Raw genomic sequence first — 19508 nt, forward strand, 5'->3', positions numbered from 1 at the left:
TTTTACATGCCTTTTTCCTTTAACAGAGATAGAAAAATAGAATGAAAGGGAGTTTTTTAATGAAATATTTCGTATTAACAGATGATGAGTTATGGGACTCTGCAGAAGAATGCATATATGTGTTTGAACAGACGAAAAAAGAGAGATCCTATACTGATATTTATTCTCTAGAAGACTTTGCCGCGAAATGTGAATTTATCGAATGCAGTAATGCACATATTTATTGGTATAAGGGGAAAAACGTTGAAGACTTACCTGCTCATGAATTAGAGAATAAAATAAAGGCAAAACAAAAAACACTGCAAAACATGCCTAACAAGGATTTTTTAGAACTAAAATCTCGTTTTTCAGATACCATTTCTCCTTTTGTCTTTCCTGATAATCCATTAAGATACTCATACGCATATGAACCAGATTGGAATGATATAAGAATCGTGATGGAGTGCGAAGACAAATTTTTTGCTCTTTACTATTGGACAACAGCGTAACGAATAACTAGTTAGGAATGATCGATTCGTCATTCTAAGTAGGATATAATAATTAACCTACTTTTCATAAAGTAACGAGCAAAACAGGGAACGACGTATATGTCGTTCCCTGTTTCGCTACTCTTACTTAAACGTCATCGTATAATCCCTTTGAAACGTTTCGTTTGCTGCTAGACGATTAATGCCGAACTTTTCTTTGAGGTCGCCTGTCGTATTATGCATATCTGCGATACCATACCATGGTTCAATGCAGACAAATGGAGCCATCGTATGGTTTTTATCATCGTATTTTGACCAGATGCCAACGAATGGGAAATGATCAAAGGATACTTCTACCCCGTGCTCTGATTTTTTAGATTGCAGATCAATGCGGCGAATATGACTGTAAATAACCGCGTCATTCACAAAGAGGGAGTCATCAAGCTGAATAGTAGATAGATCAGTGATCGCTCCTTTTTCATGAACGAGCGCATTTTTAAGCTCATATTGCATGACCTTCTCATTTTCTTGTGGCGTAATATGTAGCATATAATCGCTAACCTCTTCGCCTTCTACTAGTGGTAGTTTAAAGGCTGGATGAGCGCCAATGGAGAAGTACATGTCTTCATCATTTTTGTTGATTATTTCCCATTTAACAGAAAGGGAGTTTTCATTTAACGTATAGTGAATAATGGCTGTAAATTCGTACGGATAGATGTTCTTGAACTGCCCGTCTGATTCAAATAAAAAAGAAGCATACCCTTCTTTTTGTTCGTTAACCTCAAACGTTACGTCACGTAAAAAGCCGTGCTGTGTGAGCGAATATGTTTGTCCATTTAGCTTGTATTGATCATCCTTCAAGCGCCCGACAATCGGAAATAAGACAGGAGCGACTCGTCCCCAATACTCGCTATCTCCTGACCACATATAGTCCATTGCATTTTTCTTGTGGGTGACGCTGCGAATTTCTGCGCCCTCTTTTGCAATATGTACCTTGAGCCAATCGTTTTCAATTGTTGTCATGTTATAACCCTCGTTTCTCACGTTTGAACTGCCGTGCTCATTAGTAGTGTAAATCTTTTTTGGCAGAAGTGTCTACTTATGTAGCTTGGTCGTTTTTATTGAGAAATAGACATGTCAAAAAAGGGTTCCGTCATCCTTATGGAAGAATCTCTTTATGTTTGACAGGAGAAGATAAGTTTACAAGAGTAGAAGGCTTTCCGTATTTCATGACTTCATCAATAAACTCCTCGAGCTCTAACACAGAACGAGCGACAAGCTTTACTAAATAACTGTACTGCCCTGCTAGCCGGTGACATTCTACGGCAAGAGGGCTGCTCCTACAAAATTCTCGAAATGCCTTGCAGTTGTGGGTATCTACTAAAATATAGGCCAGCACGGATTTTCCTAATCGTTCTGGATTGATGACTGCGCGGTATCCTTCAATGACGCCGCGTTCTTCTAACTTTTTTACACGTTCCTTTACCGCTGGTGTCGATAAATTAATCATTTTTCCTAAGTCCGTCATCGATATACGCCCATCCTCTTGCAAAATAGAGAGGATTTTTTGGTCTATTTCATCCATTTAATGATCCACCTTTGTTTTTAAAGTAAATACGTGAAAAGAACGAATTTTATAAAGTAAAAAGACAAATGCAACGTAAAAACGTCATATCCACTTTATTATAAACGAACTATGATTAAAGAAGAATAACAATTGGAAAATGGAGGAATGGAAAATGGGATTAGAAATGAGAAAGAAATGTGAACGATGCGATACAAAGCTTTATGATTATTCGGTGGCTTATATTTGTACCCACGAATGTACCTACTGCGAAGACTGCACAAAACAGACCAAACACGTCTGCCCAAACTGTCAGGGAGAGCTTGTAAGAAGACCGATACCATCAGGTGCGTGCCCAATTCAAACCAAAAAGGAAGCGGTGCAATGAATAACCAAACCGCCCTTTTAGTTATTGATGTTCAGCACGCCTTTACTCATAAATCATGGGGAGAGCGAAACAACCATCAGGTGGATGATGCAACAGCTGCGTTTGGCTTAAAGGATCACCATAACCGTTACTATGATCCTGAGATTGTTCATCAGCTTTCGGTTGCCACTTTACACGACGAGTTTGCGACGATTGTGACGACTTCAGAGATGTTAGCATGGTAATATGATAGTAACGTTAAAAAAAGGAAGATGAAAAATGAGAACCTATTCAATGACACCTGAAGATCATGAATTAGTGACAGAAGCAAAAAAGATTATTGTTGCCCGTTATGAGGATGATAAGCATCATGTGGGCGCAGCATTGCGAACAGCGTCCGGTGAGATAGTTTCTGCCGTTCATATCGAAGCATACGTAGGTCGTATTACGGTATGTGCAGAGGCTATTGCAATTGGCAGCGCCATCTCTAGTGGCAAAAAGGATTTTCATACGATCGTCGCTGTGCGGCACCCCTATTCAGATGAAGTGAATCGAGAACTATCCGTTGTAAGCCCCTGTGGCATGTGCCGTGAACTGATCGCAGATTATGCTCCCGAATGTTATGTCATCGTCGAACAAGACGGAGAAATTATTAAAACTCAAATTGGCGAGCTTATTCCGCTAAAGTATACAAGGACGAATTAATGACAAAGGAACAGGTGCTGCCTGTTCCTTTTTTATGGTTTTTCTTTGATGGAATGTTTGAAGCATAGAGGTTTTTTAGAATAAAACCAACTCCCTTTTTGGACAAATCTCACCTTTTCATATCATGTGGTACCTTTTAACAAAATATGAACCTAAATGTTCTCCCTTCTCCTCCCTACACGAGATCATCTTCGGATATCGAAATATTTCATCATTTGGTATATAATTGAAAATGATGGAAAGGAAAGGACGAACAGCATGCAGGATAACCTTGAAAAATATGCAGATCCCAAGCAATATGACTACTTACATCGTGTAGTATTACAAGATGTCGAAACGATAAAAGAATATGCAAGTCATTGTCACGGCCCGATTTTAGAGCTAGCATGCGGAACAGGACGCGCAACAATTCCTCTTGCGAAACAAGGTCATACGGTGATTGGAGTGGATTTACACGCAGGTATGCTTGAGCGAGCGAAGGAAAAAGCAACAAGAGAACGGGTGGACGCGTCGTTTTACCAGCAAGACTGCACGATGCTAAATCTTCCTGTTCAAGCCTCCATGGTGTTTATGATAGGAAATTCATTTCAACACTTTTTAACAAATAAAGATCAAGATCACTTGCTAGCAGGTGTCAAAAATCATTTGAAACCCGGTGGGCTGTTTATCTTTGATACTCGTAATCCAGTGCTTCAGGACTTGGCTGTTCCCGACAGATATGAAGTACGGGACACGAATGTATATAGTCAGGAAATTCTCGAGAAGCACGAGGAAATGTATGATCACGCAACTCAAATACTAACTTGCGAAACCATTCGCTTCGTTTACGAGCAGGATGAAGTCGTAAAAGAAGAAAAAGATCGCATTAAACTACGCTATACTTATCCATTAGAGCTTGAGCGCCTGCTTTCTCAGCATAACTTTCAAATGGTGGAGTGTTACGGCGATTGGATGAAACGTGAATTTACTGCTCAAAGTCCTCAAATGATTGTCGTCTGTAAATTGGGAGAATCGTAGAATGAATGTAGAGTTAACAAGATTTCGTGTGAAAAAGAATAAAACGCAAAAAGTGGATGAATGGCTCGCCTTTTTAAATGATCATTTATTAGATGTGCTCGTTACATTAGAAGGTGAAAAAATGTATGTGGAAACGATTTTTCGTGAAACGCTAGATGGTGAAGAATATCTTTATTGGTATTCGATCCAAGGAACTGGCGGTCAACAGGTCGAAGATTCTGATCATTGGATTGATAAAAAGCATCTTCAGTACTGGGAAGAGTGCATTGATCCTGACTTTTCCCCTGTTGACTTAAGCACAGAGGTAGTCATGATTCCACATAAGATTAAAGAAAGCATGAACAATAGTTAAGGAGATGGAACGATGAACGCACTGCTTGTCATTGACGCCCAGAACACGCTCCTACAATCAGGGGATTTTCGGAAAGAGGTTTCCGTCATTCGAAAGATGGTGAACGACTTCAAATCTAGCGGTTCACCTGTCATTGTGATGCGACATGTGAGCGAGGAAGAACACCATTCGTTCTACAGAGAAGAAGCAGGCTCTCAGCTTCCTCCCGCCTTACAAGAAAGCGCCGACTATATTATCGAAAAGCGCACGCCAAGCGCTTTTTTTCAAACAAGTTTGGATCAGCTTTTGCAGACGTTAGACATTAAACACGTCTTTATTACAGGCTTTAACATTGAATATTGCTGTCTATTTACTGCGGTTGCTGCATTTGATCGTGGCTATGAGGTAACGCTGATTGAAGATGCCACAAGCACGGTCAATACAGACGAGACGTACGAAATGCCTGGCTTAGACATTCGTGATTTTATCAGTAGTATATTAAATCGCTCTGATGTTATTGAGGTAGTCGAGTATGAGAAATATTTGACGGCCCAAACGGATAGGTAAACAAAGCGCCAGTGCGTAAATTGCACCGGCGCTTTTACGTATACTCAAAACAAACAACGGCATTTCCTTATTAAATACGTCCTCGTAATCTGGAAACGGTTTTATGCATGTTTGAGGAATAGACATAAAATCTTCTCCTTTTTTATTACTATCTTATCATGTTTTTCTATTTCGAAAGAAAAGTTTTCAGAAAATAGTTGAATACGGCTTTTTTTAGGTGTAATATTACACTATAAATAACATAAGTAATGTAAGAGGTGCACAATGGATAAGCAGCAAATAGTAGAAACAGTGTCAAAAAAAATACGTCTCGTTCGCCATGAGAAAGGCTTTACTCAGGAACAAATGGCAGAGGTTTTAGGGCTTTCAAAAAAGACGCTCGTTCAAATTGAAAAGGAACGTTCGCTCGCTACATGGACATGTATCGTTGCGGTATGCGCTCTGTTTCGAGAGTCGGAAATTCTTCAAAATGTGCTCGGTGATGACCCATTAGAAGTGATAGAACTTCTAGCACTAGACACGATCGAGATGCCAAAGGAAAAAACGATGGGCGGCAAAGTATGGTGGAAGCTTCTTGAAGAGAACGACCGATTTAAGCTTCAGCAAAATATGGTTAGTCAGCACTATCGAATTATTGATCAAGACCACTACCGCTGGTTTAGCTCTTTTGATCAAGAAGAAGCCTATGCATATTTTAAAAAGCTTTCAGAATAAGGGGGGCTCTCCCCCTTTCTTTCTATGCTTATTTTTGTAAACAGAAATGGTAGCGTTATCGCTTAGAGGAATTATTAAATCGAAAGGAAGATTTTTTATGAATTATTCTCCTGTAAACTATTTCACGTTAAAAGCATTTTTTATCGGTATTTTCGTTGGAGCTGCTTTCATCACAGGCGTCACGTGGTCACTTATTTTTGGATTTACCGGATTAAAGGTAACAGGTATTATTTTATTAGCACCGTTTGCGTTTGTAGCTGTAGTCTGCTTTATCTGGGTGCTTCGAAAAGAAAATATTACTAGACAAAATAACTAGATTATGAAATGGAGATGCGCATATGGCTTTTTTAACACGTAAAACGTTTAAACTTACGTCCATTATTTTAGGTGTCATTGTAGCGTTATGTACAATGATTTTAATCCCAGTTGGTTATATCATTTATGCATCAAACAACGGAGATCCATATGAAAATTACGTTCTAGATAAATACGTACCAAGTTATCTTACAGAGCAAGGATACAAAGAGAAGGATATAAAGGAAAAAATCATTACGTACCTTGGGGGAAATGATTCTTATTTTGAATCAAAATATCGCGTAGAATTTAACGATGAGCCCGGTGTTTATTATTTTTATGCAGTGAAACTCTATGGAAAACAAGTCACCCAGCTTTGCTTTCAGGAATCTATTTATGATCCGAGTATTAAAAACCATATTCCCAAAACAGGGCTCCATAAAGAAAAAAATTGCACGAGCAGATAAGCTGCTAAGAGGGCTTTTATATCTATTCAAGCACTTCTTCTCCTCCTCTTCATATGTTTCTACTAGTAAACGATAAGCATTCTTTCTTTTTTGACAAGATCAATCCATTACATATATTTACAACTTCTAGGTCGTTTTCTATACTGAGAGTAAGGCGCATTTTAGCATATAAAAAAACCGAAGAAACAGATCTAGTCACAAAGGAGATCATGATATGGACATTCGTATTCCTACCTCACTAGATATCCCGCATATAACAGAATTAATGAATCAGTTAGGCTATCCAACAACGATTGAGCAAATGACCAAGCGCTTTACTCATATTCAATCCCTTCCCTATTATCATACGTTAGTTGCCGAGGAGGATAAGCGAGTCGTCGCGTTAGTTGGATTATCTACGGGCGTTTTTTATGAGCATGATGGAGTCTCTGTGCGGATTGTTGCATTTGTAGTCCATAAAGAATATCGCAGGCGTGGAATTGGTGAGAAGCTACTGAAGGCAGCTGAACAATGGGCTATTCTACAAGGAGCTACGGGTATCGGCTTAAATAGTGGAAATCGTGAGGAAAGACAAGCTGCTCATGCTTTTTACCAAACCCTTGGGTATGAAGCAAAAAGCACGGGATTTCAGAAAACATTGCAATAATAAAAGAATTAGCTTTTAATCAACCTATAAGATTGAAGAAAGTAGCACAAATATATTTGTCAATTATGCTCTTGTATTGATCATATGGTATTCATTCAAAAGCCCCTTCGTTTAATGAAGGGGCTTTTGAATGAAATGGTATCATGTCATAGCTTAAAAAGTACTAAGCAATAATCTTCTAGATCACCCGAGGAACAAAAAACTCTCTTGCTAAATGATTTATTTTGTCAGGCTTCTCAACGACTGTCCAATGCCCACATTCTTGAATTTCTGCTAGCTCTGCATGCGGAATATATTGAAGTAAAAGTTCTTGAATAAGAGCTGGCGTGATCATATCATCACTTCCCTGTGCAACCAGTACCGGAATAGAGGGTTCCAATCGTAAGGTTGTAGCGGAAGATTTGTTTTTTAAAAGGAAACAGGCTCTCTCTTTTCCTGATCGTTAAAAAAATTCTTTTTTATAGCGAATGGCAAGATAAATGGCAGCAGCGAAAAAGACGAACGAGTATTTAAACAAGAGGAAAATTTGCCACATATATTCTTTCGGAAAAATGATGTCACATAGGATGAATACACAAAGCATAATGTAAGCTGTTCTCAGTGAGATTCCCATTGTTCTTTCATCAGACGGCCCCATTTTTCGATGAAATACGTATGTGAGAATGGCGCCAACAACTAGTAACACAAACCCACTTCCAACAAGAATGTTCCAATTTCCGTTGGAATGTTCAGCCCAAGATCTTATAGGTTGGAAAATAGCATGATGAATGTTTGACATAAAATTAATCGTCATTTTAATCATTTCCTTTCACATAACTAAAAATTTCATTTACATCCACGTTGAAAAATGCCGAAATTCGATAGGCTAACAACAGAGTTGGAACATAATTGCCCTTTTCCATTACGAAGATGGTTTGTTTTGACACGCCGACTTGATTTGCCAACTCTTGCTGAGACAGTCTAGCAAGTACACGATATTCATACACCTTATTTGATATGGAATCACCAATATCCTTCTTCATGATCTTCACCTCTTCATTTGAATTGTAATCCATTTTCTTCTAAAAATAAAGTGAACTTATACAAAATTTATAAATATATTTATTTTAACTAATATTGATTTAACATATTTAAAGTAAATATGTATAAAAAGCCCAACGAAATGGATGATTTCGTTGGGCTTTGGATAAAATGCGCCTAGCACTTTTTCATTATTTATTGGCAATTAGCTGCTGCTCCGCTTTTGAAAATTCTTTGATCATTTAACAGTTTGTGTTGAAGTAGAGGGACAATAAACAGCGTCCGATATGTCTCGAAAAAAGTCACACATTGTTTCAGGATAATGAAACGTTGAGAAAGTTTCTTTGATTGCTCTAAACATCTCTTCCTTTGAGTTAACCTATTTCGTTATATCATATTCTAACGCTTTCTCATCCCAAGTAAGATCGTGATCATCTACGTGAACATGCCAGTCGGCTCCTTTTACAACGTTGCGAATGTTAGAGAGAAGTGTCGCCCAATGAGTAACCCCATCAAACATGGCCTCTGCACTGTTACTTGGCAATTGAGTAGATCCTTCAAAAATAACATCAGGCTCCGTTGGACTCTTCGAATCATACACGTAAAAACTTGTCCAATTGTAGCCTTGACCTGTGTTTAGATATTCTTCTATCTCTTTATCAACAGAATAGTTTTCGATTAACTGAGTAATGAGGGCCTGCTCAGATGAAGTGAGCTTTTGCTTTCTTGTCGCTGTGTAATAAATGGATACGCTCATTATCTTATCTCTCCTTTTTACTAAACGTTTGAAAATGGTGACAACGATGGATTACTTTATGTTTAAAATAGATATTGGCAAGCTTGCTTTATAGATTATCGTTCTCTAAAGTTCGGTGAATTCGACTCAAAAATTCCCTTATGATTCTTGAAAGACCGTTATTGGCATTATAAAAGTAACCAAAAGAATACGTTTTGTAGTGAGGGGGAGCAAAATTAACAACCACATATTCATTGCTTCTAGATAATCCAGCATCTGTCTTAAAGGCATAGTCAAATCCTATATTAATTGCCGTATTGTTTTCCAATGTGTGTCGGATGGTATCTACATTATTAGTTGTAAATAAAATATCAAATGGGAACGCATTAAAACCCGTCATAAACTCTTGAATGTATTTGTCATTGTATAAGACGATTGGCTGGTTGACCAGCATCTCTTCTTTAATGAGGTTTTTTTGTGCTAATGGGGATTGCTTGTTTGCTGCAACAACCATATGACCATCTAAAAGCTTTTTGAACACTAAATTTCGGTACTTCTTTTCTTCCTTTTCTGTATATGTAATAAAACCAACGTCCACTTCTCCTTCTAGGACTTTATCAATAATATACTCTGTACTATTCTCATAGACACAAGCTTTTATATTTGGATATTCTCTTTTTATTTCTGTTACTAAATTAACGAGGATTTCCATTGGACCGGGGTAAGTAGCAATTTTTATTTCGCCGTTCATTGTATTTGTGTACGCTTCTGCTTCGTCCGTAAATTCTTGGATCTTTTGTAGCGCGGAAGCCGCCTTATTGATTAGCCTGTGACCTTCTTCTGTGGGTACAGATCCTCTCCTAGAACGATGAAAAATCATGATATTTAGTTCTTTCTCTAAATTCGTTATCGATTGACTAAGTGCAGGTAACGTGATGTGAAGATTGTCAGCTGCTTCTTTTAAAGAACCAGCCCTCCCTATTTCGACCATATATTTTAATTGTTCAATATTCATAATTCCCTCTTTTTCGTTTAGTTAAGTATTACTTAAGGATAGTTAATATTAACCAAATTTATCATAAGTAAAGTTGATTGTATACTTACAGTGTAATAGAAGAAATCACATGACATAAGGAGATGTAGCAGATGAAAGCGTTAAGATGGCATAATCAAAAAGACATTCGCCTTGAAGAAATAGAGGAACCCGTTTTAAAATCTGGTCAAGTAAAAATGAAAGTAAAATGGTGTGGAATTTGTGGAAGTGATCTTCATGAATACTTAGGTGGACCTATATTTATTCCAGTTGACCAGCCACATCCCCTCACAAATGAGACAGCTCCAGTAACACTTGGACATGAATTTTCAGGAGAAGTAGTAGAGGTTGGAGACGGTGTTACTCACTATAAGATAGGTGATCGTGTAGTTGTTGAGCCAATCTTTGCTACACACGGACATCAAGGTGCTTATAACCTAGATGAACAAATGGGATTCTTAGGCTTAGCTGGTGGAGGAGGAGGTCTGAGTGAATATGTTGCGGTGGACGAAGAGCTTCTATTTAAGCTTCCAGATGATTTATCCTATGAACAAGGTGCTTTAGTAGAACCAGCAGCCGTTGCTCTTTATGCTGTTCGTTCAAGTAAAGTAAAAGCAGGAGATAAAGTCGCTGTATATGGCTGTGGACCGATTGGCCTTCTTGTAATTGAAGCGTTAAAAGCAGCAGGAGCAACTGATATTTATGCAGTAGAACTGTCTCCAGAACGACAAGCAAAAGCAGAAGAATTAGGTGCTATCATTGTTAATCCGGCTGAGGTTGGCGATACAGTCGCTGAGATTGCTAGATTAACTGATGGCGGCGTAGACGTATCATTTGAAGTAACGGGTGTGCCTGTTGTATTACGCCAGGCTATACAATCAACGGGAATTGGCGGAGAAACAATCATCGTTAGCATTTGGGAAAAAGGAGCAGAAATTCTGCCAAACGATATTGTTATTAAAGAACGAACGGTCAAAGGAATTATTGGATATCGTAACGTTTTTCCTGCTGTATTATCTCTTATGCAAAAAGGCTACTTCTCAGCAGAAAAGTTAGTGACAAAAAAGATCGCCCTAGACGACGTAATTAAAGAAGGTTTTGAAAGTCTAATTAAAGAAAAAAACCAAGTTAAAATCCTAGTTAAATCAGAACAGTAATCAACATTGTAATAATGTAGAACTAGAAATTCTCTAATGATAAGGAGGGGATTTCTAGTTTTTTTACAGAGAGAAATGTATAGATAATATATGTAATTTTCTTATCTATTTTACCATTCTGATTTAACTTAAACCGAATCGTCCAAGTGGCATTGTACGTCTAGATCTATTTACGAACCCATCATAGTTAGGTAATCTAGTGTAAGAATAGAAATCGAAAGAAAACTTAGCGAAGCAGGTGGAATCTTATGTTACCAAGCGTTATTCGAGTAAAAGGTTTTACAAGAGAAAATAGATACGAAATGATTGATCATGCGGTAAATAGCATTCAGACGTGTGGGGGCTGGGTAACAAATCATACGATGTATTCCAACAAAATAATTGTGATTAATTTTGAAATAGAAGCAAAAGGAGTAAGAAATCTATTGCATTTGTTTAATCAAAACGGACTAGTTTTATTTGCAGAAATCAGCCAAATGATGAATGAATTTTCTGAGGACATCGTAAAAGGTAAGGAAGAGAAGGAAATAATGGGTTCGATAAATATTACGTTTATCAACGGTGAACCACCGACAAGAAACGAGGTTCCTCCTATTCCAGGTTGAAGTTCTCCTCAAATAGCTGTCTAATCGTTAGAAATGTATTTTCATGATAGCTGCCACTTCAATATTTTCGCTGCTTCCCTTTTAGTTCTCCTGTTTCTCATTGTAAGACATACTAAGATGCGTTTTTGTTCGTATCATATTCCCTTTACCTTTACCTTTACCTCTCTATCACCTTACTCGTTAAAGCTATCAATCTCTTCTTTCCAAAAAGCCCCTTTACTTAAAGAGATTGCATCAATTTTTTGAAGTGCACTGTAAATCCACTCTACTAAATCGTGAGGTGCATTTTTCTCGAGATATGCTCTTCTTCCGTTCGCGACTTTTACTTTTTTTATAAATTCCAAGTAGACAAGTAATGTTTCAGCAAAGTTTGCTATCGTGGTATTAATTAGCACAATTTTGTTATCATGATCGTAATCTATGTACACAAGTTTTGAATTAGACTCATCAATGCAGATGGGATATCCACTTCCAGTAAATCCAAAATATAAAAACTTCTCATACATCGTCCCTAATTGATCATTTTTTTTGACTAGCCTATCTCCACCACCGTTATCGGCAGATTCAAACGTGAGAAACGGAGGAGCGGACTCTGGGAAGCCTGCTCTAATTAAAAAATCTTTCGTTCCTGGAGATAGGCAAAATGAATTGATTATTTTTTCATCATAATTAATTAAACCATAAATGTCTCTATTCCAACTGTCTAAAAAGTCTTGTGGTAAAATCATCTTTATACCTCCATTACCTATTATCTATTTTCAACAAAACAACGAAGTATCATCTGGTATAACGAATAGTCGATTTTCTAAGATCATCATTATATTTTCAGGCTCTAAAAAAGCACTTGTCGTCTCTTCACGGAAATCAAGGACTTTGCGTTCATGTGTTTCTAATTTTTTAGGATTAGCTATAAGTTTTGTAGTATTGTAAAAATAGGATGCCCCCTTTTATGTATGATGAAGTAGCTGCAATAGCTAAAATCCTGATTGTAACCCTATTTCTGGTTTACTTATTCTTCATCAAACATTAGGTCATCTGTTTGTTCTCTATCTCTTTCAATTCCTTCTATCGTTTTAATTAAATTCTTAACGAGTAGGAGTGTAATCTCTTCTTCACCTTCATAAATTTTAATGCTTGCTCCCATTCGAATCAATTCTTCAGCAGACAGTACTAAACACTCTAATTCTCCTTTATTACTATAACTACATTTAATAACTGGTTTGCCCATGAGGATGTTCTCTCTTATGTCCCCTATAGATTTAGATGTTCTTCTTCTTAACAAACGAATATGCTTGTTGACATTGTAATCGTTAAGAACTACTAAATGAATTGTTTCCACCTTTGCTATTACCTCTTCCCTAATTTTTCAAGTAAATGTTCTTTGTCTTTTTATACGAGCCATTCCTATATATGATAGAATAGGATATTCCTTTAGCCGTTAAACAGGCTATTTCGCAGCACTGTACATACGCGATGTGCTTTTAGGGCTTGTCCGTTAAATTAGTTTTTTAGCGTGATTTACTAAAAAGGTTGCTGATAGCTTTAGGAATGAAAAAATGTGTAAAGACGGCACAAAGCAATGATTTGAGCGGGGTGTGTAAAAGTGTTATATGCTGATAACTATCATTTGCATTTAGGTTATTATGAAAATGACTTTGATTTAGAAGCTGTCGCTTTTAAAAGACAATCACAAAACATGTGGGACATCTTCTTTGATTTCAAGCAATATGATTTGAAAAAACCTTCCCAAGGGAACGAATTAAAAGGATTTGGCACAAAAATCTTTTCTATTGAAATTGAGGAACTTGATGATCATTACGGTGGGAAGAAATTTGAACAGTGGTTATTAAATTGCGGAATCGTATAGAAAGCTAATTGTATTAGCTTTCTACATGTGTGTGTGTTAAATTATACTCGTATTTAGCTTCAAACTTATCATTTTACACATTATATATTAGTTTGATTTCAGTAGGCATGTCTTTTTCACATTTTTGGAATACTACTCCAATTTCTTCGCCATCTTCACTTACAATGTATAGACACTGAAACATTCGTCTAGGAGCCATATCATATCTCACTCTTCCAAATGCATCCTTAATCCTGTGATGTTGTGCAAATGATCAATAACCACTGCTTAGATAAGGACGTAATTCCTCCCGGTTTTCTAACATAAAATGATTTAGAGGACGACGTCTTGGTAACCTACTTGCATCACTTCACCTTTTTTAAGACAAATACCTAACCCATTTTCCATATCCCATGTGCAATCAAATGTAAGTCCGATATCAAATAAATTGATCAGATCATTATCTGGCACAAAAATTCCAACTAAGGTTATTTGTTTAAGAAGCTGAGTAGCTGTCTCTATTAAGGGATAGGTTTCGTTAGGCTCAACTTCATAACCAAGTTCATATCTTTCCTGTTTGTAGTAGTCTAATATAGCCTTCAAAATACTTTGTTGTAGTTGATCCCACTTTTCGATTAAAAAGTTATATGCACCATATTGTCCTGCTTCAAATTGTTCTTCATCTTCTCCACTGACAATTACCGCAACTCTAACTTCAGTTCCAAAAAATTCCATATTTTTATATCCAATCCAGTCGTAACCATTAAACTCAAGTTCTCCAAAAACCGCATCATTCATTTTCATTTTCATTTTCTCTCCTCAGCAGCTTATCAACCAATAACTATTCCTTGGCCACTTCTATCCATTGATCAAATTTATTCTATTGTCCACACAGAATCAGTAATGACATACAAATTCTTAATAGCAGCTTCTTTAGCTTTATATGACCTCATATGCATTTTACTTTCAATGTTTCCTATAGTTAATGAAGTTTTCAAGTTTATTCTTCACATACTTGAATAATTTCTTTTGGGGTAGATTTTAAGATTAGCACCTCTGGTTTTAAATAGGGCTCCGTTAGTTAGTAAATAGTCTCCAAGTGTCATCATACTTTCTCAGTACCGTTTGATCCAATATTCAATGGCTGATCTATTACCAATATTTAAAGCTTCCTAGTATTTAATTATTTCTGTATTTTTTCTTTTCTTCTTGTAATGTTAATTCTGCACCTTACAAATTAATTAAATTAAATTTAAAATCTTCATACATTAAAAAGGCTTCTTTCAGTATCTCTTCTAATTCTTCATAACTTCGATACACGGGCTTTTTTATTCTTTCATTCGGATCAATTAATAATCTAGAGTAAACGCTCCAAGGACTGCCTAATCTTAGCTCATTATTATAATAAACAACCCAAATAAACTCCGTCATTCCATATTCTAAAATTACATTACACCATATCGTATAATTCGTTGAATCAATGACAACTCCGACTTTGAAAAATTTTTCCTTGCTATTAAAAGCTGCATCATAACCTAACTTTGCAAATATTTCGTTAACTTTTCCTAAGTTATAATTTTCTAATCTATCATTTACATCATTGGGATTCCCTCTAAATCTGTCAGATAACAATTTATATCTATTAACGAATTCGATTTTTTCTAAAACTGTTTTTATTTGGGGTTCCATTTCAAAGCTCATTTTCTGCTCCTCCATAAACCATAAGTCTATTCCATAATTGTTTTTATCTTTTAATATGCTAAAATAGTCATATTTGCCGTGCTTCGTTTTCACAAAGATAGCAATGGTTTCGTTATCCTATATTTCTTTGTAGATTTTTCCTTTTCACTTCCTCAAACCATTCATCCGCAAATTAATAATAGTATTCACATTAAATTGGATCATGTGGAAATTCAGAATGATATTTATTTATTAAAGCCTTATCATCCGGTTCTTCGCCTAAGTACTTATTTTTCCAAATCGCCATTTGGTCGCTGAAACTATATTCTGTATCAAACCAATTGGTATAGTCAAAATGAACATTTAGTTCGCCTGTTTTCTCTAGTTTCAGCGTGAAAGAATACCAAAGTTCCTGCTCTTCCCTTTGAAAAACGTCTCTTACTTCTTCTGATAAGGAATAGAGCTTTCTTTTATGTAATTTAAAGGATTTTTCGTCCACGTGATACTTGAAGGGGATTTTGAGACTATATACATGCAAACTCGGATTGGATGAAGGCTGATAGAAGAAGTATGTTCCTCCACCCTCCTCTGAAATTTGGGCATAATAGTAAAATCTGTCCCATTCTTCTGGAATCATTTTATGGACAGTTTCGGCGATCTTTTTATATAAATCGTTCAATCTTTTCTCCAACTATTTCATCCTCTCGATTTATTTTCTATAATTTAAAACCTTAAACCTTAAACCTCTCTACCCCATTCATCACAAGCGTTTGGGTCCCATTGTTTTTGTAATCGCTTAATTTAACACTTACACAGCGAATAAGAGGTTTTCACCTAAAGTCATATTGTTTTATCTATAATAAAAACCTTAAATCGTGGTTAGCCAATCAAAGCTATCACTTCAATTACTCCTCGCGTCTAACCACTGTCTAGCTTCTCCACCTATTAGGATGTTTGGTCGTTCTGGGGTTCCAATATTAATACTTTTAATAAAAGCTTCTTCTAACCCTTGAATCCCCGTTAGGTTAGCTCCTTTTAGTAATACATTTTCAAACGTCGATTCGCTTACGTCTGCATTTTGAAGGTTTGCATGACGAAAATCTGCATGATCAAAAAGGGCTGCTACTAATTTTGCATCACTTAAGTTTGCATGATTAAATGTAGTTTTAATGCAATCACTCTTAGCAAATCTTGTATTTCGAAGGTTTGCGTTTGTAAAGTTTGCATAAGAAACATCTGTTTTATAGAAATCCGCATTTTCTAGATTCGCACATACAAAGCTTGAAGAACAAATAGTTGAAGAATACATTTCTATATCGATTAAATGCATATTATTAAAGAGACAATCTGTGATATGTGCCTGATTTAATGAATAGTTCATTAAATCCACTTGGGTCAACTTTACTTCATCGAGAACTAACTTCTTGCCTTCTAATCCTAGAGAATCAAGCCAAATTTTATGTAATTCTAAAAGATGAATTAATTCTCTTTTATTGGGATTATTAATTATAATTCCCCCTTTAAGGATACCAAATATTCCTTCTTGTTGTACTGCCTACCCTTCAACTCGTAATTCAAATAATAATGTGTTGTAATGAGCTTTTGGTATTTATCTATACTTTAGGAATAGCAATTGAAATTCCCGGTGACTCATTGATGAGCATATCTGAAATACTTGGGTTTGCTTTTTTTAACTTGAATATTTGAATTTTTGTTAATTCAGGGGTAAACGATATATCTTGTGTTTTGAAATCCACCTTCGCAATTTTGTTTTTGAGTTTAAATATAAAAACCTTCCATTCTTGCAACGAAGAATTCAAAACTTCCTCCGGGCTTACTAATAGTCGATATCCATCGGCATAATGGAACATTAATAATCCCGTTCCTAAGTCACAATGGTTGTTTTCAAGAATAGCATTTGGAATATCCAATCCACTATTCCAGTTATAATGTGCCGCAAAACAATGAAGGATAATGGGATTCTGTACATTCTTTATTCGACTTATTGTATCCTCTTTACTTGTATGATAAAGTAATTCCTTAAGTAATCTAATATCTTTCTTGTCCATTACACGTTCCCCCTTTTGTTAACGTATTTTCGCTTCTACAATACTGGTAATAGTTTGTTCCTATTAAAAAAGCACTCGTTGCCTTTAGTCGACAGTGAAGTGCTCTACATTTAACTAATACTTTGGTGGAAATTCCAATTTTAAATCGCGACATCCTGATAACCTATTTGCGCTACTTTTTCGTTTAATAAACGGATTCCTACCCCATTCTCTATATCCCATGTACAGTTAAACGTCATGCCAATATCTCGCTCGTCAAAAATATCTGCATATGGAACAACAATTCCGTCCAACGTTATCATTTCTATTAGTTGATCTTGTGTTTCAATAGGTGGGTAATGGTCGTTTACTTCTATGTCATAACCCAGCTCATGTCTCTTTTGTTTGTAGTATTCGACTATTGATTGCAATAAATTTTGCTGTAAGTATGCCCAATTCAGCATTAGTGCTTGATATGCAGCATATTGCTCGTCACTAAATTCCCCATTTTCTTCACCATCTACCATCAAGGATATCTCACATTCTCTTCCGAAAAAATAAACGGTTAAATCTTTAACCCAACCATACTCGTATTCAAGTTCACCGAAAATAGGATCATTTATATTCATGTTACCATCTCCTCTTTTTATGGATAGACACTATGCCGTCATAACTTGTTTATTTTATCTAAGCATGTTATTTGGGTATTTATGAAGGGCCTAGTTATCATATACCATCCTTTTAAACGTCATCCACACACCTTACCCCACGTTTTCAATAACAAAATGCAGTGAGGATCTTATGGCTAAATTAACTACTAGAACTTACGAAGACTTTACCTAGTGCCGCAAACGTTTAAAGCTTGTTCCGCTTTACTTCCTCAAACCATTCATCCGCAAAATCCTCAGGCAGTTTTGTGTCATGAATGGTATGTAACAATTCATACACTAACTTCATTTCGATTGGCATTGCTTCCTGGTATTCAATACATAATAATTTCATTTTTTTTGATGTCTTCACATAGTATACGCGGGACCATTGATTGACGGTTTCCGGATATATCATACTGTTCATCTCGATCTCTTACTGTGTCATTTACTTTGTCATTTACTTTGTCATTTACTTTGTCATTTACTTTGTGACACTCTACATATGTGTCATTAATTAAGTAGAAAAACTCACTACCCGTAATTCCTTCCTCAATGGGAGGCATGAATATATACTTCATCTGCTTGATCTTCAACATATTCTAGGCAGATCGAGATCATATCCCCTTGCAACTCACTAAACTGATCTTCAAATTCTTTCACTCTACTTTTCACTCTTTCCATTTCCTAGATACTTCTTCCAAGCAACATTGGGTGAATATTAAAAGATAGGGGAAAGCAAAGGTTGGGCTTCGAAGAATAGAAATGGTTTGAAAGGCATTTAGCCAATCAAGGTGTTTGCTTGGAAACCAGGATTAATCTCTCTTAATACAAAATATCATTATTTGAACCTCAAATTTAATCCATGTACTCCTCGGCAATTTGTATACTTCTCTTTAAGTTTAAGTCTGGGTATCTTTGATCTAGGCTATATAGTAATTCAATATACTTTTTACTTTGTAAATTATATGCCACTTCTTCAAAAATCTCACTTAAAAATGAAAGTTCTGTTTTTGTACAAATCTGTAAAAAATTCAGGGTCAAGTTTTCATCTTCACTTAGTAAAACAATTAGCTTTTCCCATTTTTGTTCAATTCTTGGATCATTATCATCTAGTAATGCTCGTGCACCTAAGACTGCTCTAACTTTTTCCTCAAACATTGTTAATACCTCCCTTTATAACTACGGGGAAGCCTAATTGTAATCCCATTTCTTTAATCTTAGTTTCTGATACTTCTGCATCAGCATATTCCCACTCTAAATCTTTTCTCATCTAATACCCTCTCCCCATAATTTATTTCCACCAAGATGGTTAACCCCATGAATATCTGTTGATACTAATTGCATCTTTCCAGGAACCTGATGATGGTGCCAAGTAAGCCCCTTTATTCTTGCTCTCCCCTTTTCAATCTGATTAAGCTGTTGTGGAGTAAAAAGTTCCCTTGATGCTTTACCTTCTTCAATTGCCTTTTTTAATATCCTTGTACACTCTTTAAACTGTTCTGTATCTTTCATAACATAATATTCTTTCTTTAACTTTAACGTAAATTTTAAGTTATCTCCTTTAAAAATAGCAAAACCTAACACATCATAGTCT

At 36.1% G+C, this 19508-nt stretch carries 30 protein-coding genes and 2 pseudogenes; 14 read left to right on the plus strand and 18 right to left on the minus strand.

Translation table 11 applies throughout. From position 1 onward, the window contains the following. Positions 1-59 precede the first annotated feature (59 nt). A complete protein-coding gene (locus AMD01_RS13585; protein WP_053401969.1) occupies positions 60-488 on the plus strand; it encodes a hypothetical protein in 429 nt (142 codons plus the stop codon). 123 nt (positions 489-611) lie between these two features. Here the strand turns inward: AMD01_RS13585 and AMD01_RS13590 are convergent, their stop codons facing one another. Continuing rightward, positions 612-1490 carry an aldose 1-epimerase family protein gene (locus AMD01_RS13590; RefSeq protein WP_053401970.1) on the minus strand — a complete coding sequence of 293 codons (879 nt, stop codon included), beginning with the start codon at positions 1488-1490 and terminating at the stop codon, positions 612-614. Positions 1491-1626: 136 nt separating this feature from the next. After that, positions 1627-2052 carry an Lrp/AsnC family transcriptional regulator gene (locus AMD01_RS13595; RefSeq protein WP_053401971.1) on the minus strand — a complete coding sequence of 142 codons (426 nt, stop codon included), beginning with the start codon at positions 2050-2052 and terminating at the stop codon, positions 1627-1629. Positions 2053-2206: 154 nt separating this feature from the next. Between AMD01_RS13595 and AMD01_RS13600 the strand changes: the two genes are divergently transcribed. The 10 genes from AMD01_RS13600 to AMD01_RS13645 all read left to right on the plus strand — a co-directional run bounded on the left by AMD01_RS13600 (position 2207) and on the right by AMD01_RS13645 (position 7139). After that, entirely contained in the window at positions 2207-2419 is a 213-nt protein-coding gene (locus AMD01_RS13600) for a DUF1272 domain-containing protein (protein WP_053401972.1), read from the plus strand. After that, positions 2416-2643, plus strand: a complete 228-nt coding sequence (locus AMD01_RS13605) for a hypothetical protein (protein ID WP_053401973.1) — start codon at positions 2416-2418, stop codon at positions 2641-2643. Before AMD01_RS13600 ends, AMD01_RS13605 begins: the two co-directional genes overlap by 4 nt. Before the next feature lie 34 nt (positions 2644-2677). Further along, positions 2678-3103, plus strand: coding sequence for a cytidine deaminase (locus tag AMD01_RS13610; protein ID WP_053401974.1), 426 nt, complete (start codon positions 2678-2680; stop codon positions 3101-3103). Between the two features lie 258 nt (positions 3104-3361). Further along, positions 3362-4120, plus strand: a complete 759-nt coding sequence (locus AMD01_RS13615) for a class I SAM-dependent methyltransferase (protein WP_053401975.1) — start codon at positions 3362-3364, stop codon at positions 4118-4120. A gap of 1 nt (position 4121) precedes the next feature. Next, positions 4122-4472, plus strand: a complete 351-nt coding sequence (locus tag AMD01_RS13620) for a DUF6176 family protein (protein ID WP_053401976.1) — start codon at positions 4122-4124, stop codon at positions 4470-4472. Positions 4473-4484: 12 nt separating this feature from the next. Further along, positions 4485-5018 (plus strand): cysteine hydrolase family protein, encoded by a 534-nt coding sequence (locus AMD01_RS13625; protein ID WP_053401977.1) that lies wholly within the window; start codon positions 4485-4487, stop codon positions 5016-5018. A 264-nt stretch (positions 5019-5282) separates the two neighbouring features. After that, positions 5283-5732, plus strand: a complete 450-nt coding sequence (locus AMD01_RS13630) for a helix-turn-helix domain-containing protein (RefSeq protein ID WP_053401978.1) — start codon at positions 5283-5285, stop codon at positions 5730-5732. 97 nt (positions 5733-5829) lie between these two features. After that, positions 5830-6048, plus strand: coding sequence for a hypothetical protein (locus AMD01_RS13635; RefSeq protein WP_053401979.1), 219 nt, complete (start codon positions 5830-5832; stop codon positions 6046-6048). Positions 6049-6070: 22 nt separating this feature from the next. After that, positions 6071-6493: a DUF3139 domain-containing protein gene (locus AMD01_RS13640; RefSeq protein ID WP_053401980.1), complete on the plus strand. Its 423-nt coding sequence runs from the start codon at positions 6071-6073 to the stop codon at positions 6491-6493. A 214-nt stretch (positions 6494-6707) separates the two neighbouring features. After that, on the plus strand, positions 6708-7139 hold the full coding sequence (locus tag AMD01_RS13645) for a GNAT family N-acetyltransferase (protein WP_053401981.1): 432 nt from the start codon (positions 6708-6710) through the stop codon (positions 7137-7139). Between the two features lie 178 nt (positions 7140-7317). Here AMD01_RS13645 and AMD01_RS24175 read toward each other — a convergent pair. The 5 genes and pseudogenes from AMD01_RS24175 to AMD01_RS13665 all read right to left on the minus strand — a co-directional run. Further along, positions 7318-7527: pseudogene (locus AMD01_RS24175) on the minus strand (alpha/beta fold hydrolase); the annotation flags it as partial. Positions 7528-7581: 54 nt separating this feature from the next. Beyond that, a complete protein-coding gene (locus AMD01_RS13650) occupies positions 7582-7932 on the minus strand; it encodes a hypothetical protein (protein ID WP_053401982.1) in 351 nt (116 codons plus the stop codon). Position 7933: 1 nt separating this feature from the next. After that, on the minus strand, positions 7934-8161 hold the full coding sequence (locus AMD01_RS13655) for a helix-turn-helix transcriptional regulator (protein ID WP_053401983.1): 228 nt from the start codon (positions 8159-8161) through the stop codon (positions 7934-7936). Between the two features lie 377 nt (positions 8162-8538). Beyond that, complete coding sequence (locus AMD01_RS13660; RefSeq protein WP_053401984.1) at positions 8539-8916, minus strand: hypothetical protein; 378 nt, start codon at positions 8914-8916, stop codon at positions 8539-8541. An 88-nt stretch (positions 8917-9004) separates the two neighbouring features. Then, positions 9005-9910, minus strand: a complete 906-nt coding sequence (locus AMD01_RS13665; protein ID WP_053401985.1) for a LysR family transcriptional regulator — start codon at positions 9908-9910, stop codon at positions 9005-9007. A 131-nt stretch (positions 9911-10041) separates the two neighbouring features. Between AMD01_RS13665 and AMD01_RS13670 the strand changes: the two genes are divergently transcribed. Together AMD01_RS13670 and AMD01_RS13675 are read left to right on the plus strand one after the other, a co-directional pair. Beyond that, complete coding sequence (locus AMD01_RS13670; protein ID WP_053401986.1) at positions 10042-11085, plus strand: 2,3-butanediol dehydrogenase; 1044 nt, start codon at positions 10042-10044, stop codon at positions 11083-11085. A gap of 248 nt (positions 11086-11333) precedes the next feature. Then, the gene (locus AMD01_RS13675; protein WP_053401987.1) at positions 11334-11690 is read left to right on the plus strand and encodes a hypothetical protein; all 357 of its coding nucleotides are present in this window, start codon (positions 11334-11336) and stop codon (positions 11688-11690) included. Positions 11691-11863: 173 nt separating this feature from the next. Here the strand turns inward: AMD01_RS13675 and AMD01_RS13680 are convergent, their stop codons facing one another. Both AMD01_RS13680 and AMD01_RS13685 read right to left on the minus strand, forming a co-directional pair. Next, on the minus strand, positions 11864-12418 hold the full coding sequence (locus tag AMD01_RS13680; RefSeq protein WP_053401988.1) for an SUKH-4 family immunity protein: 555 nt from the start codon (positions 12416-12418) through the stop codon (positions 11864-11866). A 281-nt stretch (positions 12419-12699) separates the two neighbouring features. Next, entirely contained in the window at positions 12700-13029 is a 330-nt protein-coding gene (locus AMD01_RS13685) for a hypothetical protein (protein ID WP_053401989.1), read from the minus strand. Between the two features lie 264 nt (positions 13030-13293). Here AMD01_RS13685 and AMD01_RS13690 point away from each other — a divergent pair, with 264 nt between their 5' ends. Further along, complete coding sequence (locus tag AMD01_RS13690; RefSeq protein ID WP_053401990.1) at positions 13294-13557, plus strand: DUF3986 family protein; 264 nt, start codon at positions 13294-13296, stop codon at positions 13555-13557. 312 nt (positions 13558-13869) lie between these two features. Here AMD01_RS13690 and AMD01_RS13695 read toward each other — a convergent pair whose 3' ends face one another. The 9 genes and pseudogenes from AMD01_RS13695 to AMD01_RS24740 form a co-directional block, all read right to left on the minus strand. Further along, positions 13870-14340 (minus strand): DUF6985 domain-containing protein, encoded by a 471-nt coding sequence (locus tag AMD01_RS13695; RefSeq protein WP_053402021.1) that lies wholly within the window; start codon positions 14338-14340, stop codon positions 13870-13872. A gap of 426 nt (positions 14341-14766) precedes the next feature. Further along, a complete protein-coding gene (locus AMD01_RS13700; RefSeq protein WP_245638947.1) occupies positions 14767-15330 on the minus strand; it encodes a hypothetical protein in 564 nt (187 codons plus the stop codon). 97 nt (positions 15331-15427) lie between these two features. Further along, positions 15428-15907, minus strand: a complete 480-nt coding sequence (locus tag AMD01_RS13705) for an antitoxin YezG family protein (protein WP_053401992.1) — start codon at positions 15905-15907, stop codon at positions 15428-15430. Positions 15908-16117: 210 nt separating this feature from the next. Further along, positions 16118-16597 carry a pentapeptide repeat-containing protein gene (locus AMD01_RS13710; RefSeq protein ID WP_242168303.1) on the minus strand — a complete coding sequence of 160 codons (480 nt, stop codon included), beginning with the start codon at positions 16595-16597 and terminating at the stop codon, positions 16118-16120. Between the two features lie 232 nt (positions 16598-16829). After that, a complete protein-coding gene (locus tag AMD01_RS13715; protein WP_053401994.1) occupies positions 16830-17285 on the minus strand; it encodes a DUF4274 domain-containing protein in 456 nt (151 codons plus the stop codon). A gap of 140 nt (positions 17286-17425) precedes the next feature. Next, positions 17426-17893 (minus strand): DUF6985 domain-containing protein, encoded by a 468-nt coding sequence (locus AMD01_RS13720; RefSeq protein WP_053401995.1) that lies wholly within the window; start codon positions 17891-17893, stop codon positions 17426-17428. Positions 17894-18119: 226 nt separating this feature from the next. Beyond that, a pseudogene (locus AMD01_RS24735) lies at positions 18120-18574 on the minus strand (DUF600 domain-containing protein). A gap of 195 nt (positions 18575-18769) precedes the next feature. Further along, positions 18770-19072: a hypothetical protein gene (locus AMD01_RS13730; protein ID WP_053401996.1), complete on the minus strand. Its 303-nt coding sequence runs from the start codon at positions 19070-19072 to the stop codon at positions 18770-18772. A 108-nt stretch (positions 19073-19180) separates the two neighbouring features. After that, positions 19181-19498: an HNH endonuclease gene (locus AMD01_RS24740; RefSeq protein WP_083446546.1), complete on the minus strand. Its 318-nt coding sequence runs from the start codon at positions 19496-19498 to the stop codon at positions 19181-19183. Positions 19499-19508: the final 10 nt, after the last annotated feature.

Source organism: Priestia koreensis (genome assembly GCF_001274935.1).
GTDB classification, from domain to species: Bacteria; Bacillota; Bacilli; order Bacillales; family Bacillaceae_H; genus Bacillus_AG; species Bacillus_AG koreensis.